The 12,921-nt window shown below is 62.7% G+C and carries 11 protein-coding genes; 5 read left to right on the forward strand and 6 right to left on the reverse strand.

Features of this window, described 5'->3' with window-relative positions:
• Nucleotides 1-3: 3 nt before the first annotated feature.
• Nucleotides 4-1,719 carry an ATP-binding protein gene (locus VLT15_09230; protein ID HSR45397.1) on the forward strand — a complete coding sequence of 572 codons (1,716 nt, stop codon included), beginning with the start codon at nucleotides 4-6 and terminating at the stop codon, nucleotides 1,717-1,719.
• A gap of 40 nt (nucleotides 1,720-1,759) precedes the next feature.
• On the opposite strand, the gene VLT15_09235 is transcribed toward VLT15_09230, so the two are convergent.
• From VLT15_09235 to VLT15_09255, 5 genes are all read right to left on the reverse strand, one after another.
• Nucleotides 1,760-2,434, reverse strand: coding sequence for a PhoU domain-containing protein (locus VLT15_09235; GenBank protein HSR45398.1), 675 nt, complete (start codon nucleotides 2,432-2,434; stop codon nucleotides 1,760-1,762).
• A 10-nt stretch (nucleotides 2,435-2,444) separates the two neighbouring features.
• Nucleotides 2,445-3,590, reverse strand: a complete 1,146-nt coding sequence (locus VLT15_09240; protein HSR45399.1) for a Na/Pi symporter — start codon at nucleotides 3,588-3,590, stop codon at nucleotides 2,445-2,447.
• 105 nt (nucleotides 3,591-3,695) lie between these two features.
• Nucleotides 3,696-4,442, reverse strand: coding sequence for an amino acid ABC transporter ATP-binding protein (locus VLT15_09245; GenBank protein HSR45400.1), 747 nt, complete (start codon nucleotides 4,440-4,442; stop codon nucleotides 3,696-3,698).
• Nucleotides 4,439-5,236, reverse strand: coding sequence for an amino acid ABC transporter permease (locus tag VLT15_09250; protein HSR45401.1), 798 nt, complete (start codon nucleotides 5,234-5,236; stop codon nucleotides 4,439-4,441). The genes VLT15_09245 and VLT15_09250 overlap by 4 nt, the downstream gene beginning before the upstream one ends.
• A 53-nt stretch (nucleotides 5,237-5,289) precedes the next feature.
• Complete coding sequence (locus VLT15_09255) at nucleotides 5,290-6,048, reverse strand: transporter substrate-binding domain-containing protein (protein ID HSR45402.1); 759 nt, start codon at nucleotides 6,046-6,048, stop codon at nucleotides 5,290-5,292.
• Between the two features lie 113 nt (nucleotides 6,049-6,161).
• Between VLT15_09255 and VLT15_09260 the strand changes: the two genes are divergently transcribed.
• The 3 genes from VLT15_09260 (at nucleotide 6,162) to VLT15_09270 (ending at nucleotide 9,629) form a co-directional block, all read left to right on the forward strand.
• Nucleotides 6,162-7,022, forward strand: a complete 861-nt coding sequence (locus tag VLT15_09260) for an arginine deiminase family protein (GenBank protein HSR45403.1) — start codon at nucleotides 6,162-6,164, stop codon at nucleotides 7,020-7,022.
• Nucleotides 7,022-8,287, forward strand: a complete 1,266-nt coding sequence (locus tag VLT15_09265) for an ArgE/DapE family deacylase (GenBank protein HSR45404.1) — start codon at nucleotides 7,022-7,024, stop codon at nucleotides 8,285-8,287. Before VLT15_09260 ends, VLT15_09265 begins: the two co-directional genes overlap by 1 nt.
• 112 nt (nucleotides 8,288-8,399) lie before the next feature.
• Nucleotides 8,400-9,629, forward strand: coding sequence for an S-layer homology domain-containing protein (locus VLT15_09270; GenBank protein ID HSR45405.1), 1,230 nt, complete (start codon nucleotides 8,400-8,402; stop codon nucleotides 9,627-9,629).
• 125 nt (nucleotides 9,630-9,754) lie between these two features.
• On the opposite strand, the gene dxs is transcribed toward VLT15_09270, so the two are convergent.
• Nucleotides 9,755-11,623: a 1-deoxy-D-xylulose-5-phosphate synthase gene (gene dxs, locus VLT15_09275; protein ID HSR45406.1), complete on the reverse strand. Its 1,869-nt coding sequence runs from the start codon at nucleotides 11,621-11,623 to the stop codon at nucleotides 9,755-9,757.
• Between the two features lie 218 nt (nucleotides 11,624-11,841).
• Between dxs and VLT15_09280 the strand changes: the two genes are divergently transcribed.
• Nucleotides 11,842-12,921: amino acid ABC transporter substrate-binding protein (locus tag VLT15_09280; GenBank protein HSR45407.1), on the forward strand; the 1,080-nt coding region annotated here is incomplete at its 3' end.

Raw genomic sequence — 12,921 nt, forward strand, 5'->3', positions numbered from 1 at the left:
TCCATGAGGACCAAACCCGGCCTGGCCCGACGTCTGCTCGCCTGGTACACGGTGACCGTGATCGTCCTGCTGGTGGTCCTCGGGTTCATCATCAATGAGCAAACCAGCCGCCTCCTGCTCGACGAACTCACCGACTCACTCGTCGAGGAAGCCCAGACGGTCCGGTTCGCTCTTCAGGGTTCCCCCGACATTCAGGCAGATGCGGTCTCCCTGGGAGACGAGATCGGGAGTCGCATCACGGTGATCGCCGTCGACGGCACGGTCCTGGCAGACTCCGAGCGGGATCCGCTGACCATGGAAAACCATGCGGCTCGGCCGGAGGTGGTCGCGGCACTGGCGGGCGGCATCGGAGTGGACTCACGGCTCAGCGAGACGGTCGGCATTTCGTTCCGGTACGTGGCGATCCCGGAGGCCGGCGGCGTCGTCTACCGGATGTCGGTGCCGTTGACCGACGTTGAGGATTCTCTGGGCCGCCTGCGGTTTGCGATCGTGGGGAGCGGGCTGTTCGTGGTGTTGCTCGGGGTGGGTGCCGTCTGGCTGATTGCACAGCGAATCTCACTCCCGCTCGTGCAGATGACGAGAGCGATCGTGTCGATCGCCGACGGTGACCTCGACACGCGAATGCCCGACCCCAACCTGGCCGAGTCGGCCCAACTGGCGCGGGCGGTCGATCAGATGGCGGATGAACTAGGGCGCCGGATCGTGGAAGCTGATGAGGCGAGCAGTCTTCGGGATCGCGTGCTTTCAACCCTCGACGAATCCATCCTGCTCGTCGGCCGGAGCGGCGTGATCGCGTACACGAACCAGGCGGCTCGTGAGCTGTTCGGCGATCCCGGCGATGTCGGCGGCCTGACTCCCAGGACACTGCGAGATGCGGTCGAAGCGGCGCTGGCCGGCCGCGTCCGATATGACGTCGACTTCGCACGCGGGAGGCCGAAGACCGAGTTCTCGGCGAACGTCATCCCGATCGAGGGTGAGATGGTGGTGGCGGTCGTCCGCGACATCACGGAGTCCAAACGTGTGGAGGCCATGCGCAGGGATTTCGTTGCCGATGCCTCCCATGAGCTGAAGACGCCTGTGGCCGCAATCAGTGCCGGCACCGAGACGATTCTGCGCGCCATCGAGGATGGCGATCAGGAGGCCGTTGCTCGCTTTGCCGGACAGGTCGACCGGACGGCCGCCAGGCTCGCCAGACTGGTCTCCGATCTTCTCGATCTCTCCCGCCTGGAGTCGGAACCGCCCGAAGTAGAGCTCATATCGATCGATCGCCTGGTTGCCGACGAGGTGCGAATGGCGACGCCCGAGGCGAAGCAGCGATCGATCGAACTGGTACTGGATACCGATCCCGTCAACGTTGCCGCGAACCGGCGAGAGCTGGCGCTGGCGGTGAGAAACCTCCTCACCAACGCGCTGCGCTTCACCGAGAGCGACGGTTTGGTGCGGGTTGATGTCGGCCGCGAGGGCGGGTGGGCTGTGGTGGTCGTCGAAGACACGGGTCTGGGGATTCCAATCCGCGATCTGCCACGCATATTCGAACGTTTCTACCGTGTCGATTCGGCACGCGCCCGCGACACCGGAGGGACGGGACTCGGGTTGGCCATCATCAAACACGTGGTGGATCGCCACGGCGGCTCTGTGGACGTCGAGAGCGAGCTCGGCAAAGGTTCGAAGTTCACGATTCGGTTGCCGGTGACCGATCGGCCTCCGGTTTCCTCTTGACATGTCTCGTCCGGGTGTGCCGCCCGGCCGAGCCGGCGGACTACCAGCGGTCCGCTTTGTCCTCGTCGTAGTAGTCGAGGCGGTCGAGGGGCATCACCAGTGAGGTGAGCACGTTCATGGAGTGGGCGGTGATTCGCTTCAAGTAGCGATACAGCAAAGCGATTGGGACGGCGGTGCCGGCAGGTGCGTCGGAGTTGATCTGGGTGATGACCAGGTTGTCGTACTCGATGAGGTTCTCGTCTTCCGCCTGGAGGATCAGGTGGGCAGCCTCGGTGTCACGATCACCGAAGATTCGGGCCGTTTCTGCGATCAGGCGCGATACCTGATCGCGGTGTTTGACGAGCTTGTCGATGTCCGGGGTGGAGGAAAGGTCAACCCCTGCCGCCGCCAGGTCGAAGATGTTCTTGGCGTAGTCGCCGATTCGTTCGGCGTCCTTGACGATGCTCATCGAGGCAAGCACCATCGGAATGTCCGCCTGGGCCCCCCTCACGCTTGCGTGAACGACGAGCTCGCGGCGCACTTCCCGTTCCGCCTTGTTCACCTGACGGTCGGTCCTCTTGATGTCTTTCCTGACGAGATTGGGGTCCGTGCCCCCGAGGAGAGCGTTGATCGCCGCGTCGAAAGTATGACGGCAGTCGACCAGCATCTGCTGGATCGTGTGCTCGATCTGCTCGAGTTCCTTGTCGGCCCCACCTCGAAAGAATTCCATCACCATTGTTCGCTCCTCAGTTCAGTACCAGTATGCCCAATAGAGGCACGACGATGAAGGCTCCGATCACATAGACCAGCACTGCCGACTTTCGCACCTCCGCGACGCCTGCCAGTCTCTGGGCCAGGATCAGGGGGATCCTGCGCACTACCGGGATCGGGTAGAAGACCAGAATGCCGCCCACATTGAAGAGGGTGTGAGTAAGCGCAATAACCAGCGCTTCCGGCCGTTCGGCCGCCAGAGAGGCGAGCAGCGCCGTCACCGTCGTACCGACGTTGGCGCCGAGCGTCACCGGGAAACCGTTCTCGAGAGTCAGGACTCCGGCTGCGATCATCGGCACGAGAACCGAAGTGGTTATGGAAGATGACTGCACTGCCACGGTCATGAGCAAACCGATCAGGATGGCCGGGATGCCGCCTCCCCTGGAGAGGACGGCATTCATCGACCGCTCGATACGCCCGGCCATGACCAGCCGCATGTTCTTGGTGATGTAGGCGAGTGCCAGGAAGATGAGGGCCAGTCCCAGCACCAGCAGCGCGACGCCCATGGCGTTCTCGTTGTCCGTGAAGCGCTCCACGATCGATTCGAACCAGGCGACCGGCGCCTTGACCGCGGATTTGATCGGGCTGTCCGGGTTCTCGAACTGAATTGACGTATTGCCGCCCAGGATTCCTGCGAGCCACTCGGCGCTCCTCGAGAGGAACTTGGTGGCGATCTCGAGCGGGAGGAAGAGGGCAACCGCCAGGATATTGAAGAAATCGTGCATAGTGGCACCGGCGAATGCTCGCTTGAACTCCGAGCTGCGACGGAGGAATCCGAGCGAGGCAAGGGTGTTGGTGACCGTCGTCCCGATGTTGGCGCCCATGATCATCGGCACCGCCAGCGGTATCGCCAGTGTTCCCGCGCCTACCAAACCTACGATCGTCGCCGTCGATACCGAGGACGATTGGACGAGCACGGTGGCGAGTATTCCGACGAATAGCCCGGCCAGTGGATTCGAGACCCTGTCGAAGAGGCTATCCGTGAAGTCGGAGCCGAAGGACTTGATACCCGACTCGAGCGCTTTGACGCCGACGAGAAAGAGGTAGAGCAGGGCAAAGACGTAAATGAAACGCACCCAGTTGGGCACATTCCACGACACGCGAGTTTCAGCGCTGCTCACGGCTTGCTCCTCCGAAGGTACGGCCCCCGTCCACCATCCCGGAGACTAGCCGGGTGTTCGGTGCCGGAGGGTCGGCGAACGAAGCCCGCCGGAGAGGCAGGAGGGCTAGTCCTCCTGGGCGACTGCGCGAAGGAACTTCCGGGTTCGTTCGTGCTGAGGGTTGTCGATGATCTGCGCGGGCGGCCCTTGTTCGACGATGACCCCGCCGTCCATGAAGACGATGCGATCGGCGACCTGGCGGGCGAACTCCATCTCGTGGGTGACGGCCATCATGGTCATTCCTTCGTCGGCCAGGACGCGCATGGCGTCGAGCACCTCACCGACGAGTTCCGGGTCGAGAGCACTCGTGACTTCGTCGAACAGCATCATGTCGGGGTCCATCGACAACGCTCTGGCGATGGCCACCCGCTGCTTCTGACCGCCGGATAGCAGGCCGGGATACCTGCTGATCATGTTGAGAAGGCCGACCCGTTCGAGATTCTTCCTCGCGACTTCCTCGCTCTCCTCATCAGAACGTTTGAGGACCTTTCGTTGCGCAATCGTGAGGTTCTCGAGCACGGTCAGGTGGGGGAATAAGTTGAAGAGCTGAAACACCATGCCGATCTTGCGGCGAACCTTGTCGACGTCACAGTCGGGGTCGAGGATGTTGAAACCCTCGATCTTGATTTCGCCGGAATCCGGGGTCTCGAGCAGGTTCACGCAGCGGAGCAGTGTCGACTTGCCTGAACCGGACGGCCCGATCACCGCCACGACCTCTCCCTGGCCGACGGAGAAGTCGATTCCTCTCAGTACCTCCAGGTCTCCAAAGGATTTGTAGAGATTGCGGATTTCGATAGCCGGTACTGAACTCATACCCGGCCCTGCTTGGTCTCGAGACGGCGCGCCACCTGGGTCAGAGGGATCGTCAAAGCGAGGTAGACCAATCCGGCCACGATGAGAGGTGTCGCGTTGGCGTTGGAGATGACCTCTTCCCTGGCAAAACGCGTCAACTCCTTGGTCGAGGCCGTCACGCCGAGCACCGAAATCAGGGACGTGTCCTTGATGAGTATGACGAACTCGTTGGTCAGCGGTGGAATGATCGTGCGCAGCGCCTGGGGGAGGACGATCCATCGCATGGTTTGGCTCTTCGAGAGCCCGAGGGACCGTCCTGCTTCGTTCTGCCCGGGTGGAACCGATTCGATGCCTGCCCGGATCGTCTCCGCCATGTAGGCACCCGTCACGAGGGCGAGAGCGATGACACCACGCCAGAAGATCGGCATCTGGCGAAAGCCGGCGATACCGATCGGCAGCCCCAGTCCTATCAAGATGATCGTCAAGAGAAGGGGCAGACCCCGGAGAACTTCGATGTAGACCGTGGAGACGATCCGGAATGCACGGATCTTCGAGATCCGCATCAGAGCCATCGTCATGGCGATCACGAATCCACCGGCAAACCCGACGGCGGTGAAGATCAAGGTGTTGCGGGCGGCCAGCAGGATGATGTCGGGGAACAGGCCGGCTGCCACGTCCGGGTTCGCCAGTGTCTTTTGCAGGTTGGGCCAGTCGGCGATCAACGCAAGACCGGCAACCAGCGCGACGGAACTCACGTAGATCGCCCACCGGATCCGAGACTGCCTCTGCTTCTTGGCTAATCCACCGGAAAACATCAAGGAGCACCCTACACGGGTGCTCCTTGATGGTGTCGCTCAGAAGAGCGGTATTAGCTGCCGGTACCGAAGTATTCCCGGTAGATCTCGTCGTAGCCACCGTCCTCGCGCATCTCAGCGAGAATCGTGTTTATCTCGTCGATGAGTTCGGTGTTGTCGAGGGACGACGCGAACCCGTATTGCTCGCCGGTCGGGAACTTGGCCGTCACGACGAAGGCATCGTCCTGCGTGGACCGATATCCGTTCACAGGGAGGTCCTGAAGGATGGCATCGATGTCGCCGCTCGCCAGGGAGAGGAACATGCCGGCCGCTTCATCGAAGCTGACTATCTCCACACCGGCCGGGGAGTTCTCTTCTGCATAGATCTCTCCGGTGGTTCCAACCTGGACCCCGACCTTCTTTCCGACCAGAGCGTCCAGGTCGGTGAGCGATCCGGCGTCGGCCGACCGCACCAGCAACGACTGGTCTGCGTCGAAGTACGGATCGGCGAACAAGGCTTGTGCAGCACGTTCCTCGGTGATGGTCATTGCCGCAACAACCACATCACAGGTACCGGCATCCGGTTGCAGCCAGATACCTTCGAACGGCTGCACCGTGGGCTCCATCTCGAGTCCCATCCGGTTCGCCACCTCGGCAATCATGTCCATATCGAAGCCGGTCAGAGTGCCATCTTCTGCATAGATTTCAAACGGCTCGTAAGGAGCATCCGTGCAGACTGTCAAAGTCCCCTCGGCGAGCGTGCTCGCGCCTCCCCCACAGGCGACAAGCAGCATTGCCAAGACCACCGCGGTGATCAATAGGCGTTTCGTCATCGCTTCCTCCTAGTCATATTGCGTGGATGCCATCGCAGCCACTCTGCCAATCTACCGGCATCAGCCGCCGCGCACCGAACCGAGCGGCAAATCGGAGTAGCTATTGTGCCGATATGCAACTTCAGAGGTACGGCGCGCAATCGATGGTTCTTCCGCTGCAACACGTTTTGCTCAAGCGACCCGGCGGACCTTTCGGTGATGCGTTTGATAACCCTGCACACGGCTATCTGCATCCCGTCGACCTCCCCGAAGCGCAGCGAGAGCACGACGCCTTCGTTGCTTTGCTCGAATCACTCGGTGTCACCGTTCACCTGCTCGAGGCCGAAACCGGAAGCCCGGACCTCATCTACTCCTACGACCCGATGCTGGTTACCGACCGCGGCGTGATCTCGTTGCGATCCGGCAAGCCCAATCGTGTGGGTGAAGAGGAACCGATGGAAGCCTGGGCAAATGCCGCGGGGATTCCGACGCTCGGACGCATCGAAGCTCCGGGCACGGTCGACGGCGGTGACACGTTCTGGCTGACGCCCGACATCTTCTGTATCGGCCGTTCCTTGCGCACCAACCGGGCGGGCGCCCGGCAACTGGCCGGAATAGTCGGCGGCCGCGTCGAGATCTTCGACGTTCCCTACGGCAACGGCCCCGACGAGTGCCTCCATCTTCTGAGCGTGATATCCCCCGTAGCCGAGGATGCTGCCGCCGTGTACCTTCCATTGATGCCCGCCGGGCTCTGGGAACTCCTCGTCGAGCACGAGATCAAGATGATCCCCATCCCGGACGAGGAGTTCGAGAGCCAGGGGTGCAACTTGCTCGCCATTCGGCCGGGCGTCGTAGCAATGGTGGAGGGCAATCCAAAGACCCGGAATGCTCTCGAGGAAGCAGGCATCGAGGTGCATACCTTCTCCGGCAGGCAGATCTGCATCAACGGTAGCGGTGGACCTACCTGTCTGACCCGTCCAGTCCTGCGCGGCTGATGTCCGGCCTTTCCGCACGGGAGGAGGATCTTGTCGCGGCGATCGACAGGGACCGGCTCACCAGCGATTTGAAGGCACTGGTCCAGATCCGCTCTATCACAGGTTCAGAGGACGAGGTCCAGGACGCCTGTGCAGACTTGATGGTTGCGGCCGGCTTGGCGGTGCGACGAATCGAAACCGATCCGATCGCCATTCGGTCCGATCCCGCCTGGCCGGGACAGGAAATGTCGCGTTCGACCTTGCCGGTCGTGGAGGGCAGCCTCGGAGATCCGGCCGGCAAGCGCATCTTGCTCGTCGGACACGTCGACGTGGTGCCCCCCGGGGATCCCGCCAAGTGGACCAAACCCGTCTGGGATGGACTTGTCGAAGACGGCAATCTCTACGGTCGCGGGTCGGTCGACATGAAGGGTGGAGTGGTCTCCATCATTTCCGCGGTGAGGGCCCTCAATGAGACCGGCCTGGTGGGTAGGCTCGGCGGCTCGGTCGCGCTGGCGACGGTACCGTCCGAAGAGGACGGCGGACAGGGGATGCTGGCGGCGATTCGGGCCGGGATCACCGGCGACGCGGCTGTGATCACCGAGCCGACCCGGTTGGACATCGCGGTCGCCCATGCAGGCTCGATTACGTTCCGCCTTCGGATTCCGGGCCGCGCTGCGCATGCTTCGATGCGGCGGGAAGGGGTATCGGCGCTGCACAAGCTGGGACTGCTGCTCGAAGCGCTCGACCGGGACGAGGCCTCCCGGAACGCCGCCGTGGCCGACCGGCGCATGAGTTCTCTCGGGCTTCCCTATCCGACCATTGTCGGGAAAGTCCGGGGCGGCGACTGGGCGTCCACCGTGATGGATCACCTCGTTGTGGACGGGAGGTATGGAGTGAAGCTCGGACAAACAACGGGGGAAGCTGAGGAAGACCTGCGGGAATGCCTTCAGGTCGCCTGGGACCGGGACGAGTTTCTCCGTAATCATCCGCTTGACCTCGAGATAACCGGAGGCAAGTTCGCTTCGTCCTCGATACCGGACGGCCACAGCCTCCCCCAGAGTCTTCGATCCGTGGTCGCAGACGTTCTCGGGAAGGAATCCCGCCTCGTCGGGGTGCCTTACGGAGCGGATATGCGCCTGCTGATCCAGCATGCCGGAGTTCCAACTGTGATGTTCGGTCCGGGGGATGTCGCGGTTGCCCATTCGGCCGATGAGCACGTACCCCTCCAGGACGTCGCAGATTGTGCCGGGGCATTGGCGGTCTATCTGCTGAGGGAGCTCGCCTAGAACGCGATTCGGTTACCCGGCCCGACTCCCCAAACCCGGCGGGCGCGAGTCCGCAACTTCACCGGATGCTCAAGTTCCCCGGTCCGCTTCCGATACATCCCCGTTGGCACCAATGGAGGTATATGTGGGTACCGGCACGTTCCACCGCTGCGTCGCGGGCGCGGCGGCGCTGCTCGTTGCGTTGAGCATCACCGTCGTCCCGATTCCCGAGGCTTCGGGAACAGAGCTCTACCCGATGATCTTTCCGGTATTGGGGCCGAACCACTTCACCGACACCTTCGATGCAGCACGGTCCGGCGGTCGCATTCATCAAGCAACGGACATCATGGCCGACAAGATGATCCCCGTGGTAGCCGTCGCCGGCGGCGAAGTCGGGTGGCAGCACGGTGAGATAGGCGTCAACTGCTGTGCCATGGCCCTGCATCACGACGACGGATGGACGAGCTGGTATATCCATCTGAACAACGACACTCCCGGAACGGACGACGGCATGGGGTTCGGTTTCGCGGATGGCATCGTCCCGGGGGCGCGCGTCACGGCCGGCCAGCTCATCGGCTGGGTGGGAGACAGCGGCAATGCCGAGTGGACGGGATCGCATCTGCACTTCGAGCTCCAGCGCCCAGACGGCTCCAGATTCAATCCATACGAGAGCCTGCTCGCCGCCACCGTTATCGCGCAGCCGATCCTCGAAACCGATCAGGATGGTGACGGCGTCGATGATCCGCTCGACAACTGTCCTGCCGTCCCCAACCCCGATCAGTCGGATTCGGACGGGAACGGAGTGGGCGACAACTGTGACCCATGGGCGGACGTCCCGATCGACTACTGGGCCCGCACTTCCATCGACACCCTGTTCGGAGAGGGGATAACGGTCGGATGCACAACCGAGCCGCTTCGGTTCTGCCCCGAGGGTGCCCTGACGAGAGCCGAGATGGCCACCTTCCTCGTCCGCGCCGTCCGCGGCACCGTCGGCTCGCCCGGCGGATACTTCGCCGATGCACCGGCCGGGAGCTGGTACGTCCCCTTCGTCGAGGCCCTGTACGACCTCGGCATAACGAAGGGTTGCGGTACGGAACCGCTCACCTTCTGTCCGGATGAACAGGTCAGTCGCGCTCACATCACGACGTTCCTCGTGCGCGCGATGGGGGAGAGCCCCCTGGATACCTATCACGGATACTTCACCGATGTCCCCCAGGGCGCCTGGTACACGCCCTTCGTGGAGCGGCTATTCGAGCTCGGGATCGTCGGCGGTTCCGACGACGGGGCGTTCGGCCCCAACGAGATAATCACGAGGGCGGAGATGGCGGTGCTTGTGGATACCGCGTTGGTGTCGGGCCGCTAGCTGCGTCCGCCGGCCGTTGTGCCGGCAGAGCCGCCCCGTGACTTCGACGCGGGACGCCATAGGTATCGGTTCAACGAGATTGCCCGGCGGTCCAAAGGCCTACCGGGCCCGCCAACCGCCGACTTTCATCCTCCCGCCACGAACTCCAGGACCGTGGAGGCGATGGAATCCGCGTCGAGTCCGACCGATTTCAGGACATCCCCGGCAGATCCCGGTGGAAGGAAGGCGTCGGGCAGGCCGAGTACCCGGATCCGGCCGCCCAGACCGTGGGGGCTCACCGCCTCGAGTACTCCGGCGCCGAAACCGCCGCTCACCACGTTGTCTTCCAGGGTCACTACCAGTGGATAGGAGCGCACCCAGTCGAGCAGTCGCCCGTCCATCGGCTTGACCCAGCGGGCATTGACTACGCCGGCCGACACGCCCTTCTGTCCCAGCGTTGAAGCCGCCTTCTGCGCGTGCTCGACCATTCGGCCGGTTGCCAGCAACAGAACCTGGGAACCGGAATCAATCTCCTCCCATACACCGATCTCGATCGGATCGACCGGCAGTGAAGGAACGCTTCCGGCTCCGTTCTTGGGAAACCGGATGGCCAGCGGGCCGTCGTGTCGGACTCCGGTGGCGACCATCGCACACAGCTCGTGTGCATCCGACGGTGCGCCGATGGTCATTCCGGGAATCATCCGCAAGAAGGACAAGTCGAACGCTCCGTGGTGGGATGGGCCGTCCGGACCCGTCACACCGGCTCTGTCCAGTAGAAAGGTAACGGGAAGGTTGTGCAGGGCCACATCCATCATCAGCTCATCGAACGCCCGTTGCATGAAGGTCGAGTAGAGCGCCACAACGGGCCGTTTGCCGCTCATCGCCAGTCCTGCCGCGAGCGCGACTGCATGCTGCTCCGTGATGCCCGTGTCGATGACCCGATCGGGGAACTCGCTCGCCATCTCATTGAGACCTGTCGGAGAGATCATGGCCGCGCTGATGGCGATGATGTCTCGGTTCTGGCGGGCTTCGCTCAACACCGCCCCGGCGGCGATGTTCGTCATCTTCAGCTCTGAACTGGTCGGCTTGCCGGATTGGACGTCGAAGGTTCCCACTCCGTGCAACTTCTCGACCTCATCGTTGATGGCCGGTTCATACCCGCGGCCTTTCTCGGTGATCACGTGGACGATGGCTGGTTCGCCCATATCCTTGGCGTTCTCGAAAGCCTCTTCGAGCGCTTCGAAGTCATGACCGTCGAGGGTGCCCGAGTATTTCAGTCCCAGAACGTCGAAGAAGGTGGCCGGCTCCACGAGTTGCTTGAAACCCTCCTTGACCCGGAAAGCCAGTTCGTCTGCCGTGTCGCCCACGATCGGAAGGCTGCGGAGTATTCGCCCCATCAGCTTCTTGGCATGTTCGTAGCGCGGGTCGAAGCGCAGATGGGCGAGCGCGGCCAGCCCGCCCACCGTCGGGGCGTAGGAGCGCCCGTTGTCGTTGACGACGATGATCAAGTTCGGCGGTTTGGAGACGGCGATGTGGTTGAGGGCCTCGTAGGCGACCCCGCCGGTCAGAGCTCCGTCTCCGATCACGGCGACCGTGTAACGCCCGTTGCCTTCCGCCGCATTGGCGATGGCATTGCCGAGACCGTAGCTGAGCGTCACCGATGCATGGCTGTTCTCGATGAAATCGTGCTCGCTCTCCGCCCGGCTCGGATAACCCGCCATACCGCCGAAGCTCCGCAGAGTGTCGAATCCATCCTGGCGGCCCGTGACCATCTTGTGGACGTAGGCCTGGTGTCCCACGTCCCAGTAGATACGGTCGGCCGGGCTGTCGAACACTCGGTGAAGGGCGAGCGTCAACTCGACGACACCGAGATTCGGTGAGAGGTGGCCGCCCGTTCGTGAGATCTTCTCGATCAGAAACTCGCGTATTTCCAAAGCCAGTTGCTCGAGTTCGGTCAGCCCGAGGGTGCGCAGGTCGGCGGGTTCCTTGATCTGGTTGAGGAGTTCTGAGGTCACGCTTCACTACCTGTTGGGAGGCAAAGATTTCGTCGGCCGTTCCGCCCGGATCACGGCTGGGAATGAGGGCCACAGCCTAGCGTGGCTACGGGTCTCTGGTCACCTCGGACTTGGAATAGGTCCCACTTTCGGTTGAAGCGGCCGCCTGCGCGAGTCTATGGTGGTCGGCAATATCGGGGAGGACTACTCACCCGAGTTCCCTTTGTGGGAGGAGCGGAATGAATCTCAAGAAACTAATAGCGATACTGGCGGTGTTTGCTCTCGTCCTGGTGGCTTGCGATGCCGGCGGTGGTGGCGAGGATGAAACAACGCCGACTACTGCTGCGGACGACGGCGGCACGGATGACGGCGGCGGCACGGACGACGGCGGCGGAGACACAGGGGCGCAGACCGGTGCCAACCTCCTCGAGGAAGTCATCGCACGCGGCACGCTCAACTGTGGCGTGAACGAGACCTTGCCGGGCTTTGGCTCGAAGGACGAGGCAGGCGCTTTCGTCGGTTTCGACATCGATCTGTGCCGGGCAGTGGCCGCGGCGGTGCTGGGCGACTCCGAAGCCGTTGAATACACGGCTCTCACGGCCGCGCAGCGCTTCGAGGCATTGTCCTCGGGTTCAATCGACATGCTCAGCCGCAATACGACATGGACTCAGAGCCGTGACGGCGAACTGGGTGTCGATTTCGCACCGACGACTTACTACGACGGCCAGCAGGTGATGGCTCGCACGGCCGACGGATTCGACAGCGGTTCGGGTCTTGCCGATCTGGCCGGTGCCGTTGTTTGCACGAACGCCGGTACGACGACCGAGAAGAACATCACCGAAGCCATGCAGGCAGCCGGTGCAGACTTCACGCTCACCACCTTCGAGGACTTCAACATCGTGTTGGAGAACTTCAAGAGCGGCGCGTGCGACGCAGTCACGACCGACGGTTCCGGACTCGTCTCCAGGAAGTCGACCGATGAGCCATCTCCCGGCGACTGGGTGATCTTCCCGGCAGTGCCGATCTCCAAGGAGCCACTCGGCCCCGGCGTCGCCCAGGGTGACGCGAAGTGGGCCGATGCGGTCAACTGGACGATGTACGCATTGATCATCGCCGAAGAGCAGGGGATCACCTCTGCCAACGTGGACGACATGCTGGCCAACCCGCCGAATGGTGAGGTCCAGCGCCTTCTCGGTGGCGAGGAAGAGAAGCAGACGGCCATGGGCCTTCCTGCCGACGCTTTCTACAACGTCATCAAGCAGGTTGGAAACTACGGCGAGATCTTCGACAAGCACCTCACGGTGTTGGGGCTCGAGCGT

The sequence above is a fragment of the Acidimicrobiia bacterium genome (assembly GCA_035471805.1).
Lineage (GTDB): Bacteria > Actinomycetota > Acidimicrobiia > Spongiisociales > JAHEDJ01 > JAHEDJ01.